The following is a 20,884-nucleotide window of genomic DNA, read 5'->3' as shown; positions in this document are numbered from 1 at the left end:
GCGAAGTGGAAAAATCCACTCCGCCATAAAGTCTAACTTTTAGGGGTCACATCAAAATCAGTCATATTCCTGTCTGCATTTTTTGTTAATCTTTCTTTTTTCCCAGATAAGCAGCTTTTACCGATTCATCTGCAAGAAGCTCTTTACCAGGTCCTGACATGGTGATCCGTCCGGTTTCCAGTACATATCCTACGTCAGCTGTATGAAGCGCCATATTGGCGTTCTGCTCGATTAAGAGGACTGTCACACCCTTTTTATTGATCTCCTTAATGATTGAGAAGATATCCTTTACAATCAGTGGTGCAAGACCAAGAGACGGTTCATCCATCATAAGGATTCTCGGGTGACTCATAAGAGCTCTGGCAACTGCCAGCATCTGCTGTTCTCCTCCGGAGAGTGTTCCGGAAAGCTGCCAGCTTCGTTCTTTAAGTCGTGGAAATAAATCATAGACCCAGTTAATATCCTCATCCAGATTGTCATTTCTTAAATAGGCCCCGATTTTAATATTCTCGATAACTGTCATATCCGGAAATACCCGGCGTCCTTCAGGAACCAGTGCAATTCCTTTTGCAACGATATCTGGTGTATCCATACCGATTAATTCCTGACCGTCCAGCGTGATGCTGCTTCCGGCAGAAGGCTTTGCAAGACCTACGATGGAGCGGAGAGTGGTGCTTTTACCAGCTCCGTTCGCCCCGATTAAGGTCACAATGCTTTTGTCCGGTACTTCAAAGGAGATTCCTTTCACGGCTTCAATTCCGCCGTAATTTACTCTTAAGTTATCAATCTTCAGCATCGTCACTCACCCCCAGATATGCTTCAATTACCCGTTCGTTATTCTGGATTTCTTCCGGGGTACCCTGTGCGATCAGTTTACCGAAGTCCAGAACGTAGATGCGGTCGGAGATCTGCATAACCAGATCCATATGGTGTTCAATCATTAATACAGTCAGGTGGTAGGAATCCCGGATCTGTTTGATAAAATCAGTCAGCTCCTGGGTCTCCTGAGGATTCATTCCTGCAGCCGGTTCATCAAGAAGTAAAAATTTCGGCTCAGTAGCAAGGGCTCTGGCAATTTCCAGACGTCTTTGAAGGCCGTAAGGAAGAGAAGAGGCAATTTCATCTTTTAAATGAAGTAAGTTCTGCTCTTCTAAAAGAGCGGAGGTTTCCTCCCGCATTCTGGCTTCTTCCCTGCTGTTTAAGCGAAGCGTTGCGGAAAATACATTCTGTTTTGCCCTCATATGTTTTGCGATCAGTACGTTGTCAAAGACAGTCAGCTGACCAAACAGCCTGATATTCTGAAAGGTACGGGCAACTCCTTTTTTTGTTATAACGTCCGGCGTATTACGCACGATGGAGAGCGGTCTGGGTTTTACTTCTCCCAGATAGATTTTCTGCATCTTTCCCTTGGGAGTGTTGGAGAGAATGGTCTCACCCATAAAGTCCACCTGTCCGAAGGTGGGTTCATAGATACCAGTCACGCAGTTAAATGCAGTGGTTTTTCCAGCACCGTTAGGGCCGATTAAAGCAACGATTTCCCCCTCATTTACATCGAGAGTTAAGCCGTTTACCGCCACAACACCGCCGAACTGCATGGTAACGTCCTGCATATGAAGTACATTTGCACGGGTTTTTGCTGTCGCTGACATTATGCGTTTTCTCCCTTCTGTGCTTTATTTTTCTTTTTTAGTTTGCCAGGGATTCCTTTTATCAGCCGGAACAGTCCATTCCAGGAAAATTCGTTGCTTCCCATAATACCTCTGCGATAGAAGAGTACCACTGCCATAAGAAGAATGGAGAAGATAACCATACGAAAACCGGAACGGAACAGTGGAATCTGAACGCCTGCGATGTAAAGTGGATTGTCAAAGAATCTCAGCCATTCCCTGCCTGCAGTAACCAGGAAAGATCCGATTACGCTGCCGGTCACACTTCCAATACCACCCAGAACCACAATCAGCAGAATATCATAGGTCAGGTTAATGGAAAAGGTCTTGGATTCAATGGAGCGCATAAAGATGGCCAGAAGACCTCCGCCTACACCAGTGAAAAAAGAGGAGATAATAAATGCCAGCTCCTTATAGCGGAACAGATTCAGTCCCATGGCCTGTGCTGCCACTTCATCTTCACGGAGAGCCTTAAATGCCCGGCCGTAAGAGGAATTGATCAAAAGAACCATTAAAAGGATGCAAAGGGCACAAAGCCCGAATGCCACAAACAGGTTTGGAAAACCCGGAATACTTTTTAATCCGTAAGAACCGTTTGTTATCTTGTTTAACTGAGGGGCTGCGATGACTGCACGGATAATCTCGGAAAATCCCAGAGTAGCGATTGCCAGGTAATCGCTTTTTAAGCGGAGAACCGGAATACCGATCAGTGCGGCGACTCCTGCGGCAAACAGTCCTGCGATAATCAGTGCAAGCCAGTAAGGGCACTGAAGATTTGCCAGGAAGGGCGCGATGCCGTCTACATAGTAAACGCTGGCTCTGGTATCAACCGGGATGGTAAGAATGGCCACCGTATAAGCTCCGATTGCCATAAAACCAGCTTGACCAAGAGAGAACAGACCGGTAAAACCAGTGAGTAAGTTCATGGAAACGGCTACCACTGCATAAATGGCGCTTCGTTCCAATATAGAGATCTGATAGCTGTACTGGGCGCTGTTAGCCTGTAAAAAGCCAAGGATGCCAATGATGAACAGCAAGGCAATCAGGGTATAAAGTTTGTTTTTGGAAAATGCTTTCTTTTTCATAGATGACACCTCACACTTTATCGGTTGTCTTCTCACCAAACAGGCCGGTAGGCTTGATCAGGAGAATGATGATTAACAGAACAAAGGTAAATGCGTCGCTGAACGTGGAATAACCCATGGCAACCAGGGCTGTTTCCCCAAGTCCCAGGATAAATCCTCCGATTACAGCGCCGGGAATGCTTCCAATACCTCCGAAAACTGCTGCTACGAAACATTTCAGACCAGGTAAAGAGCCGGAGAATGGAAATACGGTCATACGGTCTGTAAAATACAGGATAGAGCCTACAGCAGCTAAAAGAGAACCGATGGCAAATGTAAAGGTGATAACGCGATTGATCTTGATTCCCATTAAGGAAGCAGTATCGTAATCCTTGGAAACGGCACGCATTGCCATTCCGATTTTTGTTTTATTAATGAGAACGATCAGGGCGTATACAATGATTAAAGTAAGTACTGGTGTGAGAAATGTAACGAAAGATGCGGAAAGGCCGCCGATTTTAAAGATCTTTTTTAAAAACGGAATTTCCGGATAGCCCTTCGGCAGTGCCGTAAATAAGTAAGTAGCTAGGTTCTGCAGCAGGTAAGAAACACCGATGGCAGAAATCATAACGGACATTCTTGGTGCGGTACGTAAAGGACGGTATGCCACCCGCTCAATGGAAACACCTAAAAAGACGGTGATGAGTAAGACGATGGGAATGGCGATATACCATGGAAACGTTGCCATTGCGAAAATCATAAAATAGCCTGCCATCATAAAGATGTCACCGTGTGCGAAATTGATGAGCCGCAGGATGCCGTAAACCAGTGTGTAACCAATGGCAATCAGTGCGTAAGCACCGCCTAAGGAGATACCGGTCAGGCACTGCTGTAAAAAGGTTGAAAGACTCATGTGGCAAAATGCCTCCTATCTGTTTAGTATGGAATATGCATAAAATCAGCCTGAAAATGGAACGAGTGGGGAAAAAATTACGTCCCCACTCATCCGTTCGTGACTGCTTTGTCGCGGTATGTGCGTTTATTTTACTGTAGTTGTTGTTAAGAATTTAAACTTGCCACCTTCAACGGTCTTGATAAATGCCATATCTTTCTTTGCGTCGCCGTTTTCATCGAAGGAAATGTTTCCTGTGACACCGTCAATGGTAACACCCTTTAATGCATCGCGGATTGCGGTGCCATCTGTGGAGCCAGCCGTTTCAATTGCCTTAAGAGCGCAGAGGTAAGCGTCATAACCAAGAGCTGATACAGCAGGAATGATTTCGTCCTGTTTCTGTTCTTTTAAGTAGGTCTTAAATCCGGAGATGAATGCAGCAGCCTCATCGTTAGCCGGTTCTGCCTCATCAAAGAAAGTAGAAAGCACGATGCCATTGGCAGAGTCGCCTGCATTTTCAATGATGGTTGAGTTCTCCCATGTATCACCTGCGGCAATGGTTGCGGTAATACCAAGCTCGCGGGCCTGCTTAATAATAAGCGGAGCCGATGTAATGGAAGATGGTGCAAAGATGATGTCAGGGTTCTGTGCCTTGATATTGGTTAAAATTGCCTTGAAATCTGTCTGGTTGGTCTGGAACTGTTCTTCACTTACAATGGTTCCGCCAAGTTTGGTAAATGCTGTCTTAAAGAAAGAACCAAGTCCGGAGGAATAGTCGTCACCAAGCTGGGTGATAATGGCCGCTTTCTTCGCTCCATTGTCATTGGCATAGTTTGCCATAACAGTTCCCTGGAACGGATCCAAGAAGCATACGCGGAAATAGAAATCGTTGCCCTGAGTAACCTGAGGATTGGTACAGGAAGCTCCGATTGCAGGAATCTTTGCATCTGCGAAGATCTGTCCGGCTGCAATGGATACACCAGAACCATAGCTGCCCAGTACAACGGATACTTTTTCGCTGACAAGCTTCTGCGCTGCGTTTACCGCTTCGGTCTTATCAGATTTATTGTCAACTTCCACTAATTTAACCTTATATTCTTCTCCACCGATCTTTACAGTTGGATGTGTCTGGTTGGCATAACGCATACCCAAAACTTCCTGCATTCCGCCGCCGCCGTTCTCTCCGGTGGTTGGTTCAAAAACTCCGATCTTGATTACCTTCTCACCGTTATCCTTTGCAGACTGGGGACTGGAACTGCATCCGGCGATTACACTGGCGCTTAAGCATGCAGCCATAGTCAGTGCAAATACTTTTTTCAATTTCATAATTTTATCCTCCTTTTTGTGTATCTCATGCGAGAACAAGTGTCCTCCGTGTAGACACACGTTGCATTATATTATAGCAGAAGATGAGAAAAGTGCAAGAAAAAAATGAAAGAAAATAATAATATAAAGTAAATTCTTATTTTAAGAACAAAAATGAAGCTTTAGCAATGGAAGCCAGCTTCGACTTCTGGTAACTTAGTGGAAACGATGGAGTTTACTGGTGTTTCAGCGTAGGGCAGGAAATTTGCTAAATAAAATGAGAGGGATGACCGGTTGGAGAGATTTGTACAAGTTGAGTATACCTGCTGTCTGTGTTATGCTTAAATCAAATGCAGGTGGTACAAGTAAGTATCTAGAGAGGTAAATATATGACTACATTTAGTTTAAAGATATTGGCTTTAGCCTTTATGGTGATAGACCACATTGGTCTCTTTTTTCCAAATGCACCAATCTGGTTTCGATATATTGGAAGGATGTCTGCTCCCATATTTGTTTTTTGCATGGTAACAGGGTTTTCACATACAAGGGATAAAAAAGTCTATCTGCTACGAATGTATCTTTTTGGTTTAGGAATGGGGGGATTGGATTACATAATAAACTGCTTTTCTAATGGTGATTATATAGATAATAATATATTTGTAACCTTATTTTCAATTGCAGTAATTATTCATTTATATGAATGTATCCGTAAAAAGCATCCGAAAAGGAAAACTTATTTATTATTATATATTGTTTGGCAGCTGATTGGTGTAATAGTCTGTTATTATGTTGACATTTACTCTGATAATATAATTTATCTGCTTATAGGTTTTATGGGAAATATGTTCTTTAACGAAGGGGGCTTTATTTTTGTATCCTTAGGAGTAGTTTTATATTTTATAAGAGAGAATAAAAAACATATAGCGGTTTATTATTCTCTTTTTTGCTTCTTATACTCTTTTATTACTATGGCTGGAATAGCTCCCAGAATTTTGACAAGATTAAACTATTATCACTATGATACACTTTTTTATATATCAAGTTTTATTTTTCCTATTTTAGGATTCCATGTTATTGGTATAGACCGGTATTCAATCCAATGGATGATGATAGGGGCTCTGCCATTTATTTTATTATACAACGGTAAAAAAGGGAAAAGCATGAAATACTTTTTTTATATCTTTTATCCCGCCCATATCTTAATATTCTTTATTCTAAGTAAGGTTTGTCTGATTGTAAAATAAAAAAAGAGCCCGCCTCTCAGTGAAAGAGTGCGGACTCCATATTTCGAATACATTCTACTTATGATTAACAGCAGCGCGGATAAATTCCCTGAACAGGGGGTGAGGCCTGTTGGGTCTTGATTTCAGTTCCGGGTGTCCCTGGGTTGCGATAAACCATGGGTGTTCCGGAATTTCTATCATTTCCACGATACGTCCATCTGGTGAGATACCGGATAATTTCATACCTGCTTTGATTAAATCAACACGGTAATCGTTATTTACCTCATATCTGTGTCTGTGACGTTCATGAATCAGTTCTTCTCCATAAACTTCAAAGGACTTGGATGACTTGTCCAGGACGCATGGATAGGAACCAAGGCGGAGAGTTCCGCCGATATCTTCAATACCGTTCTGGTCAGGCATTAAATGAATGACCGGGTGAGTGGTGGTTTCATCAAGCTCTACGGAATGGGCGTCACTGAAACCGACTACATGGCGGGCGAACTCCACAATTGCCATCTGCATGCCCAGGCAGAGACCGAGGAACGGAATGTTATTTTCTCTTGCATAACGGATTGTGGATATCTTGCCTTCGATTCCGCGGCTTCCAAACCCTCCGGGAACCAGAATTCCGTCTACATCACTGAAGTATTCGGAAGCGTTCTCGTCGGTAACAAGCTCTGAATCCACCCACTTGATATGAACGTCTGCGCGGCTTTCAACTCCGCCGTGCTTTAAAGCTTCCACTACGGAAATATAAGCGTCGTGAAGCTGGATGTATTTTCCTACAAGAGCTACGGTTACTTCATGCTCCGGATGTTTCCAGTTATCGATCATTGCGGCCCAATCCTTTAAATCAGGTTCCGGGCATGGTAAATGTAAGCTCTCGCATGCAACCTGAGCCAAGTGTTCTTCTTCCATTACAAGAGGGAGTTCATATAATACTTCCACGTCTAAGTTTTGTATTACGTGTGTCTTGGGAACATTACAGAATTGTGCGATTTTGCTGCGGATTCCGTCATCAAGGGGCAGTTCGGAACGGCATACGATGATGTCGGGCTGGATACCCATTCCCTGTAAATCTTTTACACTGGCCTGGGTTGGTTTTGTTTTCAGTTCGCCGGAAACTTTCAGATATGGAACCAGGGTCACGTGGATCAGAATGGCATTTTCGTGGCCTACTTCATGTTGGAATTGTCGGATCGCCTCTAAGAAAGGCTGGCTTTCGATGTCACCTACCGTTCCGCCTACTTCTATAATAGCTATCTCAGTATCGGAGGAATTGTGGTTGCGGTGAAAACGGCTCTTTATTTCGTCGGTAATGTGAGGGATAACCTGTACGGTGCCTCCCCCGAAATCCCCGCGCCGTTCACGGGTCAGTACGTTCCAATAAACTTTACCAGTGGTAACATTGGAATTCTTTGTTAAGCTTTCGTCGATAAACCGCTCATAATGACCAAGGTCAAGGTCTGTCTCTGCGCCGTCCTCTGTGACGAAGACTTCTCCATGCTGAACCGGATTCATAGTACCTGGATCAATGTTGATGTAAGGATCGAATTTTTGCATTGTTACTTTGTAGCCTCTGGCTTTCAACAATCGTCCAAGCGATGCTGCGGTAATACCTTTGCCAAGTCCGGATACAACGCCTCCGGTGACAAATACGTATTTCACTGACATAACAGTGTAACCTCCTTCTGTGATGGTATGGGGATATTTTCAAAAAAAGTATTATACGTCTTTTTTAATAAAAAATCTAGTAGTAAATTAAAAAAACTAAGATAATTAAGTGGAAACATTTACTATGAATATTATGTCCGGAAAAGGTCAAAGAAATCATCGCAGAGGTTAATAAAAATTTGTCCAGATATTAATCTTCCTTATTGACAAGCGAAAAAATAATGATATACTAATAAATGTATTTTCACATTAAATAAGGGTATGACAATTGCGTCAGGTGAGCCATTGGCCCTTCCTGTCGCTTTTTTTCATGGTCCCAGCTGATGTTTAAGGAGGAAAAGTCTATGAAATTGAGGAAAATGGTGGGACTTGCACTTGTAAGTGTAATGGCACTGTCCCTGTCAGCATGCGGAGGTTCCGCTCCGAAAGCGACTACCGCAGCAGAGAAAACAGAGACACAGGCTTCAGAAACTGCAAAGACAGAGTCGAAAGCTGAAACCACAGAAGCTGCCAAAGGCGGCATTGCCAAAGAAGATTTAAAAGTTGGATTTATCTATGTTGGTGATGAGAATGAGGGTTATACGGCAGCTCATTACAAGGGAGCAATGGAAATGAAAGAGGCTCTTGGTTTATCAGACGATCAGATCATTATTAAATGGAATGTACCGGAAGATGAAACCTGTAAGGATGCAGCAATGGATCTGGCTGATCAGGGCTGTAACATCATTTTCGCCAACAGTTTCGGACATGAATCCTATATGCTGGAAGCTGCAAAAGAGTATCCAGATGTGCAGTTCTGTCATGCAACCGGTTATCAGGCTGCAACAAGCGGACTGAGCAACATGCACAACTACTTTACAAACGTTTATGAATCACGTTATGTATCCGGTGTTGTTGCAGGTCTTAAGTTAAACAAGATGGTAGAAGACGGCAAAGTAAATAAGGATGCAGTAAAAGTTGGTTATGTAGGCGCTTATCCTTACGCAGAGGTAATCAGTGGTTATACTTCTTTCTTCTTAGGTGTTCGTTCCGTATGTCCGGAAGCAACCATGGAAGTGAAGTATACAAACAGCTGGGCAAGCTTTGATCTTGAGAAGGAAGCAGCAGATGCCCTTATCTCTGACGGCTGCGTATTAATCAGCCAGCATGCTGATACAACCGGTGCTCCTACTGCATGTGAGGCAGCAGGCGTTCCAATCGTTGGATATAATATTTCCATGATCGCAACTGCTCCTAAGACAGCACTTACTTCTGCATCCATCGACTGGGGCCCATATGTAACCTACGCAGTACAGAGTGTCATTGACGGCAAGGCCATTGAGACTGACTGGTGCCAGGGATACAAAGAGGGAGCAAACTCCATTACAGAACTGAACAAAGATGCAGTAGTTCCTGGAACAGAGGAGAAGGTAAAAGAAGTAGAAGATGCCATCAAGGCAGGAACTCTTCATGTATTCGATACCTCTACCTTCACTGTAGGCGGCAAAAAACTGGAGACCTATAAAAAAGACGGAAGCGATGTTGAGTATATTGAAGATGGTTATTTCCATGAATCTGAGCACGGATCCGCACCGGCATTTGATATTTTAATTGATGGCATTACTACCATCGATAAATAAGATTTCGCCGGAAATGAACAGAAAGCGGCGCCAGACTATCTGGCCCGCTTTTTGGGTTGTATGAGACAATGGAAAAATGAGGAAAAAATGAAACGGAGGTTAGCCGGGTGAAAGAAAATAATGCTATTGAACTTAAAAATATCACAAAACGGTTTGGCCAGGTAGTTGCCAATGACAAAGTCTGCCTGTCATTAAAAAAAGGAGAGATTCTCTCTATTCTGGGTGAGAACGGAAGCGGAAAGACCACTCTCATGAATATGATTTCGGGTATTTACTATCCGGATGAGGGACAGATTTTGATTCATGGGAAAGAGGTCACCATACGGTCGCCGAAAGACTCCTTTGATCTGGGAATTGGTATGATTCATCAGCATTTCAAACTGGTAGATGTGCTTACTGCAGCAGAGAACATCATTCTGGGACTGCCTGGAAAAGAGATTCTGGACCGGAAAGCGGTGAATGACAAGATCAATGAACTGACCGGAAAATATGGATTTGATCTGGATCCAGACCAGAAAATCTACCGAATGTCCGTATCCCAGAAGCAGACTGTTGAAATCGTAAAGATGCTTTACCGCGGAGTTGATATTTTAATTCTTGATGAGCCGACCGCCGTTTTAACCCCTCAGGAAGCTGACCGTCTGTTTGCCGTTTTACGCAATATGAAAAAAGCAGGTCATTCCATTATCATTATTACACATAAACTCAACGAGGTTCTTTCCCTGTCTGACCGGGTGGCTGTTTTAAGAAAAGGACAATACATCGGTACCATTGAGACGAAAGATGCCACAGAAGAATCCTTAACCGAGATGATGGTTGGCAAAAAGGTGAGCTTAAACATCGAACGTCCAGACCCTGTAAACCCCAAGGAGCGTCTCAATGTAAAAGGACTGACCTGTATCAGCAGGGAGGGGGTAAAGACTTTAAACAATGCCTCCTTTACTGCTAACAGCGGTGAAATCCTTGGAATCGCAGGCGTGGCAGGGAGCGGACAGAGAGAGCTTTTAGAAGCGATTGCAGGCCTGGTTCCTTCCGCAGAAGGTTCCATTTCCTATTATCCACCGGAGGGCGGGGAAAAGGAACTGACTTCCATGTCAGCTGCAGAGATTGCCAGAATCGGAGTCCGTTTATCCTTTGTTCCCGAGGACCGGCTGGGAATGGGACTTGTGGGAGCCATGGACATGACAGACAATATGATGCTTCGAAGCTATCGGAAGGGCGGGCCGTTTTTTGCTGACAGAAAAGCGCCAAAGGGTCTTGCCGAACGGCTGATTGAAGAACTTGAGATTGCTACTCCTGGAACGGCTGTACCGGTGCGGAAGCTTTCAGGAGGTAACGTTCAGAAGGTTTTAGTAGGAAGAGAGATTTCTCTGGCTCCTGCAGTTATGCTGGTTGCTTATCCGGTACGCGGACTTGATATTCACTCCTCTTACACCATTTATCATCTTCTCAATGAGCAGAAGAAGCAGGGAACTGCAGTTGTCTGTGTAGGAGAGGATCTTGACGTATTGATGGAGCTTTGCGACAGAATTCTGGTTATGTGCGGCGGAGAAATCAGCGGCATTGTAGACGGAAGGACTGCCACAAAAGAAGAAATCGGAAAACTGATGATGAAGACAGGAGGAACACAAGGATGAGTAAAGGAAGGGAACCGGTTTTTCAGATGACAAAGCGGGAAGCCATAGAGCCATGGAAGGCCTGGCTGATCCGTCTGATTGCCGTGGCACTGTCTCTGGTTGTCTGCGCAGGTGTTATTATTGCTCTGACGGGACTGAATCCGGTGGAGGTTTATAAAGGAATTTTTGATGGAGCAGTGGGAACGAAGCGACGTGCGTGGATGACCATCCGTGATACGCTGGTACTCCTTTGCATTGCAGTTGGTATTACTCCTGCATTTAAAATGAGATTCTGGAATATCGGAGCAGAAGGTCAGATACTCATCGGAGGCGTGACTTCTGCAGCCATGATGATATATTTGGGAAATACCCTTCCTCCTGTGATTTTATTTCCTCTTATGTTAACAGGAAGCGCTCTGGCAGCCATGGTATGGGCAATCATTCCGGCATTTTTTAAGGCTTACTGGAATACCAATGAAACACTGTTTACCCTGATGATGAATTACGTTGCCATGCAGGTTGTCACCTTTGGAATTATTTTCTGGGAAAATCCCAAAGGCTCCAACTCAGTCGGTACCATTAATTCCGCGACAAAGGGAGGCTGGCTTCCCAAGCTGTTCGGTCTGGAATACGGCTGGAATCTGGTGATTGTACTGGCTCTGACAGCAGCTATGTTTATCTATTTAAAATACAGCAAGCAGGGATATGAAATATCGGTTGTGGGCGAAAGCGGCAACACTGCCAGATATGCCGGAATTAATGTAAAGAAGGTAATCTTAAGAACCATGGCGATTTCCGGTGCAGTCTGCGGAATTGCAGGCTTTATCATTGTAAGCGGAGCCAGCCATACGATTTCCACCAGTACGGCAGGAGGCAGAGGCTTCACCGCCATTATCGTATCATGGATGAGTAAGTTTAATACCTTTGCCATGATTTTAGTATCCTTTTTCCTTGTCTTCATGCAAAAGGGTGCGGGTCAGATCGCTTCCCAGTTCAATTTAAACGAAAATGCCGCCGATGTAATTACCGGCATCATTCTCTTCTTCATCCTGGGCTGTGAGTTTTTCATTGATTATAAAGTAAGAATAAGAAGCGCAAAACAGGCTGGGTCAGAAGAATAGGAAGGAGAAACGTTCATGGGATTTTTGGTAATATTTATTCAAAAAGTCATTGGTCAGGGAATCGGAATCCTTTATGGAGCCCTGGGAGAAATTCTGACGGAAAAATCCGGTAACTTAAATCTTGGAATTCCGGGCATGATGTATATGGGAGGAATTGCCGGACTGATCGGCGCCTTCCTTTATGAGAATAACACGGCTCAGCCAAATGGTCTGGTTGGCGTTATTATATCATTTTTATGTGCATTTTTATGCGCGGCACTGGGCGGTCTGATTTACAGTATTTTAACCATTACCCTCCGTGCAAACCAGAACGTAACCGGTCTTGCACTGACCACGTTTGGTGTGGGCTTCGGTAACTTTTTCGGCGGTTCCTTATCAAAGCTGGCTGGCGGAGTTGGACAGATTTCCGTTGCAGTGACTGGAGCAGCATTTAAGACACCGGTACCGGGACTTTCCAAACTGGGTGTGATCGGTCAGGCGTTTTTCTCTTATGGTTTTTTAACCTATCTTGCCATTATTTTAGCGATTTTACTTTCCTTTTTCTTAAACAAAACCAGAAAAGGACTGAATTTAAGAGCAGTAGGCGAAAGCCCATCCACTGCAGATGCAGCAGGAATTCATGTAACTGCATACCGGTATCTTGCAACCTGTATCGGAGGCGGTTTAAGCGGGCTTGGCGGACTTTACTTTGTAATGGAATATTCCGGCGGAACCTGGACCAACAACGGTTTCGGAGACAGAGGCTGGCTTGCCATTGCTCTGGTTATTTTCGCACTCTGGAAACCGGTCAATGCGATCTGGGGTTCCCTTCTGTTTGGCGGTCTTTACATCCTTTATTTATACATTCCGGGACTCAGCCGCAGCACACAGGAAATCTTTAAAGCGCTGCCTTATGTAGTGACCATTGTCGTATTGATAATAACCAGCCTTAGAAAGGAAAGAGAGCATCAGCCGCCGGCAAGTCTGGGGCGGGCTTATTTCCGGGAAGAACGTTAAAAAAATTTTCAAATTGTGAATTCCATCCAGTCCGCGTGTTTATAAGTATTTAATAATTCTTTTCTTGATTTATGGGGAGAATGACAATATAATGATAGAGGTATAGAATGGGTAGAAACTATCCGGATTGGAGAATTTACACAGATGGATAACAAGAATCAGAATAACAAAATGCCTAAGAATGCCCAGGCCATCGTTATCTGGGTTACAGCGTTTCTGATTGCGGTAGCAGGCATCTCGTATCTGCATAATGCCATAACTACGAGGACGAATAAAGAATTAAGCTATGATATCTTTATGAATATGGTAGATCAAAAACAGGTGGAATCGGTTATTGTTGAGGATACCAGAATCACCATTACTCCCAAGAAGACCTGGGAGGAATATAAGCCGGGTGTCAGCTATTATACGGTAAGAATGGACAACGATTTAAACCTGGCAGAGCGTCTTCGTACTGCTGGCGTGGAAACCGTAAGGACGCGCCGGGATGGAAACTTTTTCATCCAGACCATTGTCAGCTATCTTCTTCTATTTGCAGCAATGGGCTTCTTACTGAACTTTATGATGCGTCGTGTAGGCGGCGGCGGACTGATGGGCGTTGGAAAGAGCAATGCCAAGGTCTACGTCCAGAAAGAAACAGGAATTACCTTTAAAGATGTGGCAGGTGAAGATGAAGCCAAGGAATCCTTAACGGAGATCGTTGATTTCCTTCATAATCCCGGAAAATATACAAAGATCGGTGCCAAGCTTCCAAAAGGAGCCCTTTTAGTAGGCCCTCCCGGAACAGGAAAGACGCTTCTTGCCAAGGCAGTTGCAGGTGAGGCTCATGTTCCTTTCTATTCTCTTTCCGGTTCAGATTTTGTAGAGATGTTTGTGGGTGTTGGTGCCTCCCGTGTCCGTGACTTATTTAAGCAGGCGCAGGAATCCGCTCCCTGTATTATATTTATTGATGAGGTAGATGCCATCGGTAAGAGCCGTGACTCCAGATTTGGCGGCGGCAACGATGAGAGAGAGCAGACCTTAAACCAGCTCCTTTCCGAGATGGACGGTTTCGATTCTTCCAAGGGTCTTCTGGTTCTGGCAGCTACTAACCGCCCCGAGATCCTGGATCCCGCACTCCTTCGTCCCGGCCGTTTTGACCGTCGGATTATCGTAGATAAACCGGATTTAAAAGGCCGTGTTGACATCTTAAAAGTTCATTCAAAAGACGTGCTTTTGGATGATACAGTAGATTTGGATGCTATTGCACTTGCAACTTCTGGTGCTGTTGGTTCTGATCTTGCCAACATGATTAATGAAGGTGCCATTCTGGCAGTAAAGAACGGACGTCATGCAGTATCCCAGAAGGATCTGTTTGAAGCAGTTGAAGTTGTCTTGGTTGGTAAGGAAAAGAAAGACCGGGTTCTTAATAAGGAAGAGAGACGGATCGTATCCTATCATGAGGTTGGTCATGCTTTAGTCAGCGCACTTCAAAAGGATGCAGAACCGGTGCAGAAGATCACCATTGTTCCAAGAACCATGGGAGCGCTGGGATATGTAATGCATGTGCCGGAGGAAGAGAAGTTCTTAAACTCCAAGAAAGAGCTTCACGCCATGCTGGTTGGTTACTTAGCCGGACGTGCGGCAGAGGAAATCGTATTTGATTCCATTACCACTGGAGCAGCCAATGATATCGAGCAGGCCACCAAGGTTGCCCGTGCCATGATTACCCAGTACGGTATGTCGGATAAGTTTGGTCTCATCGGTCTTGCTACGAAAGAAGATCAGTATTTAAGCGGAAGAATGGTTATGAACTGCGCAGAAGCAACTTCCTCCCAGATCGATGAAGAAGTCATGAAGATGTTAAAAGAGGCTTATGAGGAAGCTAAGAATCTTCTGATGGAGAACCGGGATATCATGGATCAGATTGCAGAATTCTTAATCGAGAGAGAGACCATTACCGGCAAAGAATTCATGAAGATCTTCCGTGAAGCAAAAGGAATTCCGGAACCGGTGAAATCAGACGGAGAGTCAGGAGAAGACGAAGCATCTGAGGAACCAAAAGACGGACTGACCGATTGGGTGAAAGAAGAAGTTAAGGCGAAAACAGAGGGATTTCATGGTGACACAGAGGACAAAACGGAGTTATGATGTTTTGACCGTTTCACAAACTGATTGTAACACATGGAGATTTTTGGTATAATAAAGGCAATAGCCTTGAATCAGATACAATAAGAAACGAAGAATCAAACGGCTGTCATGTAGGATGATAGCCGTTTCTTTCTGTCTGTTTTTATAGAAATAACGAAGCGATGGGAGATGAGTCAAAACAACCATGATACTGATGAATGAAATACCGGACCGTTTCTGGGGACTGTTCCGTTCCATAAACCGGCCCACTTACATAGAAGCTCTTTTAAGAATTAATGAAGAATATGAATACAGCAACTACTTTTTAAGCCGTGAGGTGTGCCTGCAGGTTTTAGAGGAGTATTTTGTCCAGAAACGTCTGGTGATCTGGCAGGATGAGCTGGAAGATGAGGCAGATGAATTGCTTCCCCCAGCTTCCAGAGTATTAAACTGGCTTTTGAGGGCAGGCTGGCTTCGCAAGGTGGATGATTATGCCTCCATGACGGTAAATATCGTAATTCCTGATTATGCCGCTGTCATGATTGAGGCATTTTTTAAGCTTTCCAGCGACGAAGAGGATGAGACACAGATCTACATTCAGAATATTTACGCCATTCTATTCTCTTTGAAACATGATCCCAGGGCGGGAATCAGCCTTTTAAATACGGCTTATGTTAATACGAAACGGCTCAATAAATCTTTGCAGGACATGCTTCACAATATGGATAAGTTCTTTGCAAGCCTTTTGGAGCAGAAGGCGTACGGGGAGTTGTTAAAAGAGCATCTGGAAGGTTATGTGGAGGAGATCGTAAAAAAGAAGTACCACATTTTGAAGACGTCGGATAACTTTTATCTTTATAAAAATGATATCAAGCGGTGGATCGGCAGTCTTAGGGATGATATTGGGTGGATGGAAGAGATGAGCCGGCGAAGCGCCAACCGGGTGACTGCTGCCGATGTGGCTGAAAAGCTGGACCAGATTGAACGGGGATTTGATCACATCGAACACCGGATATCCAATATGGATAAGGAACATTCCCGCTACATCCGTGCTACGGTAACAAGGCTTAACTATCTTCTCAATCAGGAAGATAACATGAAAGGTCTTGTGATACGGTTGTTAAACCATTTATCTCTTGTGGATGATTCGGAGGATGCCATAGAAAAAGCGGGGAATTGTATGAACTTATCCCAGATGGCAATTCTTTCTGACAAATCCATTTATAAAAAGAGAAAGAGCAGAACGGAGTTTAAGGAAACGCTGGTGCCGGATGAGGAACCTACGGAGCTGACTGCAGAGGAGATTCTGAATTTAAACCGGGTGAAGAACCGTTACAGCAGGAGGGAAATTGAAAGCTATATTGAATCCCGCATGGTAGATGGGCGTATGGAGGTCAGGGAAGATACGATCCGTACACCGGAGGAATTTGAAAAGCTGATTCTGGCTTATGATTATTCCATAAGGAGAAAAAGCCTTTATCGGGTGGAGGATATGGATCCGGAGCTGGTTGATAATGGTAAGTACCGTTATCCCCGGCTGGTATTTGTAAGGAGGAATGATGTATGACAAATGAAGAGTATACTGGCTCAATCAGCCAGATTCCATATTATGACGGGCTTTTGCAGGGAGAGAAGGCGGAGTTAAGAGATGCCATACGGCTACTGTTAAAACAGACCTTTATCCTGGAACATCGGTATGACAAGCGTTCCAGCCGTTTTATTTATAATCAGGAGTTTAAAGTCTGCAACAAGCATCTGGAGTTTATCCGGGCATATTTAGCAGTCAGCGGTATTAATGTACTGGAGAACAGCCAGCTGGGTCTCATCTATATACAGGGAGAGGACACCATGGGAGAAAAGCTGCCAAAGCTTGCTACCCTTTATATACTGGTGCTGAAGTTGATTTATGATGAGCAAATGGCAGCAGTTTCCACCAGCATCAATGTTTATACTACCATAAGCGAGATCCACGATAAGCTTGGTAATTACCGGCTTTTCAAAAAGCAGCCTTCTGTTACGGAGATCCGCCGTGCTATCGCTCTGCTGAAAAAATATCAGATTCTGGAGCCTCTTGATGTACTGGAAGATTTAGATGGGGACAACCGCATGATTATCTACCCCAGCATCAATGTGGTTTTATTTGGCGATGACGTAAGGTCTCTGCTGGAATCATTTGAAGAAGAAGGAGACAGCGATGACGAATCAGAATTTTGAGGCATTGTCCAGGATACTTTTAAATAACTGGCACTATATTACCCGTAAGACTTTGTCTTTTCATGAAGAGATCAATTTCTTCACCGGACATTCCGGCAGCGGAAAATCAACGGTCATCGATGCCATGCAAATCCTGCTTTATGCCAATACCGACGGAAGAGGATTCTTTAATAAGGCGGCTGCCGACGATTCGGACCGGAACCTGATTGAATATCTGAGGGGAATGGTGAACATTGGAGAAAACAATGAATTTGCCTATTTAAGGAACCAGAATTTCTCCACCACCATTGCTTTGGAGTTGAAGCGCACAGACAATGGGGAATGCCAGTGTGTGGGAATTATCTTTGATGTGGAAACGGCCACCAATGATATATCAAGAAAGTTTTTCTGGCACAAAGGCCCGTTATGGGAAAATGAATATCGCACCGGAACAAGAACCATGACAATTGATGAAGTGACTTCTTATCTTCAGGTTCATTATGAGAAAGATGAGTATTTTACTACCTCCCATAACGAACGGTTCCGCAGACAGCTGTATGATGTCTATCTGGGGGGATTGGATTCGGAGAAGTTTCCTCTGCTCTTTAAGCGAGCAATTCCGTTCCGCATGAATATCCGGCTGGAGGATTTCGTAAAGGAATATATCTGCATGGAACAGGATATTCACATTGAGGATATGCAGGAAAGCGTTATGCAGTATGGGCGGATGAGAAAGAAGATCGAGGATACCTTTGTCGAGATCGGATATTTGAAGGAAATGAGATCGCTCTACGATTCTGTACTGGAAAAGGATGAAGAAATCCGGTCAAACACCTATTATTTCCGCAAAATGGAGATTCTGGATTATCAGACCCGAATTCAGGCACTGAAGGATAAGATCCGTTTATCAGGGGAGGAGTATACCCGTCAGGAAGAGCGAAAAGAAGGGCTGGATGTTCAGATTAATGATCTGACCAAGCAGGGAGAAGAGCTTCTCCGCCAGATTTCTTCCACCGGATATGAAGACTTAAAGAATCAGCTGGAGTCAGCCAGGGAACTGGTGAACCATCTAAATAAGAGTGTGGTTAAATGGCAGCAGACGGCAGAACGCCTGAACGCATGGATTGATGAGGAATCCACCTCCAACCAGACCATATGGGACATTGAGGAATTTGAGAAAAATACCATCGATGAGGAAAAGCTTGCCAGGTTAAAGAAATCCATTGCCCAGATGCAGGAGGAGACGGAGGACACAAAAAAAGAGGCGGAAAGCCTTTTGAGGGATATTAAGAAACGGGAGCGTCAGACCAGTGAGGAACTTACCCAGTTAAAAGCAGGAAGCAAGGCTTATCCAAAGCACGTGGAGCGGGCTAAAACATTTCTCCAGCAGCGTCTTCTTCAAAAGACCGGCAAGGCAGTGGAGGTTCACGTTCTTGCGGATCTTCTGGATATCCGGGATGAGAAATGGAGAAATGCGGCAGAGGGATATTTAGGCAATCACAAGCTGTCTTTGGTGGTTGCTCCAGCCTATGCAAAAGCAGCCATGGAAGTCTATGAGGAACTGGATCAGAGTGAAGCCTTTCATGTGGCAGTTCTGGATACAGAGAGGGCAGGAGAGAGCACCCATGAGGTTCTTACCAATTCCCTTGTGGAAGAAGTGATTGCAAGAGAGTCTTATTTGCAGCCTTACCTGGATTTACTCCTTGGAAAGGTGATCAAATGCGAAAGCCTGGAAGAACTCCGCAGCTGCCGCATCGGTATCACGCCGGAATGTATGCTGTACCACACCTTCCGCTTACAGCACATAAATCCCGATCATTACACCAGATTTGCCTACATCGGCAAGGACAGTGTACGCCGCAGAATCCGTCTTCTGGAAAAGAATCTGGAGGCCATGGAGGCGGAGAAGAAGCCGCAGGAACTGATAATAGGGGAATGCAGCCGCATTCTCTCTCTGGAAGCTTTGACAGAGGGAACAGAGGTCTATGCAGAGTGGCAGCAGGAAATCGCTTCGTTTAGAGAAAAAGAGAAAGAAATCCGAAAGCTGGAGCAGAAGCTGGAAAAGCTGAAAGCCCAGAATGTGGAGGAATGGGAAAAGGAGAGGGAAGCCATTTTAGGTCTTTGCGAGGGAAAACGTGCCGAGTTAAGGGCGTTAGACCGTCTCATGGGAGACCTTCAGAGAAAGGCAGAAGAGTTCCAGCGTGAAGCGGTACAGTTGGAAGAAGAACTGGTAGCGAGGGAACGGGCACTGGAGGCCGACCAGGAGTTGGAGGGAGTATTAAAAACATCTCTGGATGGCAATGAAACTCCCCGCTATGACCGTTTGAAGGATCGATACTTTGCTCTCTTAAAGAGAGCGGAGGAAGCCCGGGAAGAGGCGTACCGCCTTCTTGTCTCTGCAAGAGGCGAATATGTGCGTAAGTATCCCAACCGGAACTTTTCACTGACTGCAGAAGATAATCAGGAATATGACCGTCTTCTGGAGATCATGGAGTGCGCAAATCTGGAAGAATATAAAAATATGGCGGCAGAACAGGCAAAGTCCGCAGTCCTTCATTTTAAAGACGACTTTATGTTTAAGATCCGTAGCGCCATTCGGGATGCGCTGCAGAGAAGAGATGAGCTGAACCGGATTATCAACAGACTGGATTTCGGAAAGGACAAGTATCAGTTTGTCATTGGAAAGAATAAAGGACCGGATGGCAGGTACTATGATATGTTCATGGATGATTCTCTGGAAATCAATCCTTCCCAGCTGACGGATACCCTGGATAACCAGATGGATCTTTTCACCATGGAGCATGAAAACCAGTACGGAGAATTAATCAATGATCTGATTAATATCTTCATTCCGCCGGAAAATGCAACCCCGGAGCAGATGGAGGAAGCAAAGCGGAATATGGATAAATATGCGGATTACCGTACCTATCTGACCTTTGACATGCAGCAGCTGATCCAGAATGAGGATGAAGTCATTAAGATCCGTTTAAGCAAGATGATTAAGAAGAATTCCGGCGGAGAGGGGCAGAATCCCCTTTACGTGGCGCTTCTCGCCAGCTTTGCCCAGGCATACCGGATCAATGTGCCTCAGAAGATTCAGAGAAACCCAACCATCCGTCTTGTAGTTCTTGATGAGGCATTTTCCAAGATGGATGGGGAAAAGGTGGCAAGCTGTATCGAGCTGATCCGCGGTCTTGGTTTCCAGGCCATTATCAGCGCCACCAATGATAAGATCCAGAACTATGTGGAAAATGTAGACAAAACCTTTGTTTTCGCAAACCCCAACAAGAAATCAATATCCATACAGGAATTTGAGCGGGAGAGCTTTCCCCAGCTGATGAGGGAACTTGATGAGGAAGATGAGGAGACAGGTGGCGTCACAGGAGAATAATCATTTGCCTG

At 44.6% G+C, this 20,884-nt stretch carries 15 protein-coding genes; 9 read left to right on the top strand and 6 right to left on the bottom strand.

Features of this window, described 5'->3' with window-relative positions; translation table 11 throughout:
• Positions 1–85: 85 nt before the first annotated feature.
• The 5 genes from ABS301_RS07700 to ABS301_RS07680 all read right to left on the bottom strand — a co-directional run bounded on the left by ABS301_RS07700 (position 86) and on the right by ABS301_RS07680 (position 4,949).
• Positions 86–796 carry an ABC transporter ATP-binding protein gene (locus ABS301_RS07700; RefSeq protein WP_170823671.1) on the bottom strand — a complete coding sequence of 237 codons (711 nt, stop codon included), beginning with the start codon at positions 794–796 and terminating at the stop codon, positions 86–88.
• Positions 783–1,649, bottom strand: coding sequence for an ABC transporter ATP-binding protein (locus ABS301_RS07695; RefSeq protein WP_349671655.1), 867 nt, complete (start codon positions 1,647–1,649; stop codon positions 783–785). The genes ABS301_RS07700 and ABS301_RS07695 overlap by 14 nt, the downstream gene beginning before the upstream one ends.
• Positions 1,649–2,752, bottom strand: coding sequence for a branched-chain amino acid ABC transporter permease (locus tag ABS301_RS07690; RefSeq protein ID WP_349671654.1), 1,104 nt, complete (start codon positions 2,750–2,752; stop codon positions 1,649–1,651). Before ABS301_RS07690 ends, ABS301_RS07695 begins: the two co-directional genes overlap by 1 nt.
• A 10-nt stretch (positions 2,753–2,762) precedes the next feature.
• On the bottom strand, positions 2,763–3,644 hold the full coding sequence (locus ABS301_RS07685) for a branched-chain amino acid ABC transporter permease (RefSeq protein WP_117417363.1): 882 nt from the start codon (positions 3,642–3,644) through the stop codon (positions 2,763–2,765).
• Between the two features lie 126 nt (positions 3,645–3,770).
• A complete protein-coding gene (locus ABS301_RS07680) occupies positions 3,771–4,949 on the bottom strand; it encodes an ABC transporter substrate-binding protein (RefSeq protein ID WP_349671653.1) in 1,179 nt (392 codons plus the stop codon).
• A 368-nt stretch (positions 4,950–5,317) separates the two neighbouring features.
• On the opposite strand from ABS301_RS07680, the gene ABS301_RS07675 reads away from it, so the two are divergent.
• Positions 5,318–6,172 carry a TraX family protein gene (locus tag ABS301_RS07675; protein WP_349671652.1) on the top strand — a complete coding sequence of 285 codons (855 nt, stop codon included), beginning with the start codon at positions 5,318–5,320 and terminating at the stop codon, positions 6,170–6,172.
• A gap of 54 nt (positions 6,173–6,226) precedes the next feature.
• Here ABS301_RS07675 and pyrG read toward each other — a convergent pair whose 3' ends face one another.
• Positions 6,227–7,828: a CTP synthase gene (gene pyrG / locus ABS301_RS07670; RefSeq protein ID WP_349671651.1), complete on the bottom strand. Its 1,602-nt coding sequence runs from the start codon at positions 7,826–7,828 to the stop codon at positions 6,227–6,229.
• Between the two features lie 344 nt (positions 7,829–8,172).
• Here pyrG and ABS301_RS07665 point away from each other — a divergent pair, with 344 nt between their 5' ends.
• From ABS301_RS07665 to ABS301_RS07630, 8 genes are all read left to right on the top strand, one after another.
• Complete coding sequence (locus ABS301_RS07665) at positions 8,173–9,447, top strand: BMP family ABC transporter substrate-binding protein (protein WP_349671650.1); 1,275 nt, start codon at positions 8,173–8,175, stop codon at positions 9,445–9,447.
• A 107-nt stretch (positions 9,448–9,554) separates the two neighbouring features.
• Positions 9,555–11,084: an ABC transporter ATP-binding protein gene (locus ABS301_RS07660; RefSeq protein WP_349671649.1), complete on the top strand. Its 1,530-nt coding sequence runs from the start codon at positions 9,555–9,557 to the stop codon at positions 11,082–11,084.
• Entirely contained in the window at positions 11,081–12,184 is a 1,104-nt protein-coding gene (locus tag ABS301_RS07655) for an ABC transporter permease (protein WP_349671648.1), read from the top strand. Before ABS301_RS07660 ends, ABS301_RS07655 begins: the two co-directional genes overlap by 4 nt.
• 15 nt (positions 12,185–12,199) lie before the next feature.
• Positions 12,200–13,180, top strand: a complete 981-nt coding sequence (locus tag ABS301_RS07650) for an ABC transporter permease (protein ID WP_349671647.1) — start codon at positions 12,200–12,202, stop codon at positions 13,178–13,180.
• Between the two features lie 144 nt (positions 13,181–13,324).
• On the top strand, positions 13,325–15,310 hold the full coding sequence (gene ftsH, locus ABS301_RS07645; protein ID WP_349671646.1) for an ATP-dependent zinc metalloprotease FtsH: 1,986 nt from the start codon (positions 13,325–13,327) through the stop codon (positions 15,308–15,310).
• A 184-nt stretch (positions 15,311–15,494) separates the two neighbouring features.
• Complete coding sequence (locus ABS301_RS07640) at positions 15,495–16,856, top strand: Wadjet anti-phage system protein JetA family protein (protein WP_349671645.1); 1,362 nt, start codon at positions 15,495–15,497, stop codon at positions 16,854–16,856.
• Positions 16,853–17,503 carry a DUF4194 domain-containing protein gene (locus ABS301_RS07635; RefSeq protein WP_349671644.1) on the top strand — a complete coding sequence of 217 codons (651 nt, stop codon included), beginning with the start codon at positions 16,853–16,855 and terminating at the stop codon, positions 17,501–17,503. The genes ABS301_RS07640 and ABS301_RS07635 overlap by 4 nt, the downstream gene beginning before the upstream one ends.
• Positions 17,484–20,873, top strand: a complete 3,390-nt coding sequence (locus ABS301_RS07630; protein WP_349671643.1) for an ATP-binding protein — start codon at positions 17,484–17,486, stop codon at positions 20,871–20,873. The genes ABS301_RS07635 and ABS301_RS07630 overlap by 20 nt, the downstream gene beginning before the upstream one ends.
• Positions 20,874–20,884 lie beyond the last annotated feature (11 nt).

The organism is Lacrimispora sp., from assembly GCF_031982545.1.
Classification (GTDB): domain Bacteria; phylum Bacillota; class Clostridia; order Lachnospirales; family Lachnospiraceae; genus Lacrimispora.
Note: the sequence above shows the minus strand (reverse complement) of the source record. Positions and strands in the feature narration are given on the sequence as shown.

Excerpts from the sequence above, each read along its gene's own strand:
- ABS301_RS07700 (WP_170823671.1), bottom strand. The coding sequence starts at position 796 with ATGCTGAAGATTGATAACTTAAGAGTAAATTACGGCGGAATTGAAGCC.
- ABS301_RS07695 (WP_349671655.1), bottom strand. The coding sequence starts at position 1,649 with ATGTCAGCGACAGCAAAAACCCGTGCAAATGTACTTCATATGCAGGAC.
- ABS301_RS07690 (WP_349671654.1), bottom strand. The coding sequence starts at position 2,752 with ATGAAAAAGAAAGCATTTTCCAAAAACAAACTTTATACCCTGATTGCC.
- ABS301_RS07685 (WP_117417363.1), bottom strand. The coding sequence starts at position 3,644 with ATGAGTCTTTCAACCTTTTTACAGCAGTGCCTGACCGGTATCTCCTTA.
- ABS301_RS07680 (WP_349671653.1), bottom strand. The coding sequence starts at position 4,949 with ATGAAATTGAAAAAAGTATTTGCACTGACTATGGCTGCATGCTTAAGC.
- ABS301_RS07675 (WP_349671652.1), top strand. The coding sequence starts at position 5,318 with ATGACTACATTTAGTTTAAAGATATTGGCTTTAGCCTTTATGGTGATA.
- pyrG (WP_349671651.1), bottom strand. The coding sequence starts at position 7,828 with ATGTCAGTGAAATACGTATTTGTCACCGGAGGCGTTGTATCCGGACTT.
- ABS301_RS07665 (WP_349671650.1), top strand. The coding sequence starts at position 8,173 with ATGAAATTGAGGAAAATGGTGGGACTTGCACTTGTAAGTGTAATGGCA.
- ABS301_RS07655 (WP_349671648.1), top strand. The coding sequence starts at position 11,081 with ATGAGTAAAGGAAGGGAACCGGTTTTTCAGATGACAAAGCGGGAAGCC.
- ABS301_RS07650 (WP_349671647.1), top strand. The coding sequence starts at position 12,200 with ATGGGATTTTTGGTAATATTTATTCAAAAAGTCATTGGTCAGGGAATC.
- ftsH (WP_349671646.1), top strand. The coding sequence starts at position 13,325 with ATGGATAACAAGAATCAGAATAACAAAATGCCTAAGAATGCCCAGGCC.
- ABS301_RS07640 (WP_349671645.1), top strand. The coding sequence starts at position 15,495 with ATGATACTGATGAATGAAATACCGGACCGTTTCTGGGGACTGTTCCGT.
- ABS301_RS07635 (WP_349671644.1), top strand. The coding sequence starts at position 16,853 with ATGACAAATGAAGAGTATACTGGCTCAATCAGCCAGATTCCATATTAT.
- ABS301_RS07630 (WP_349671643.1), top strand. The coding sequence starts at position 17,484 with ATGACGAATCAGAATTTTGAGGCATTGTCCAGGATACTTTTAAATAAC.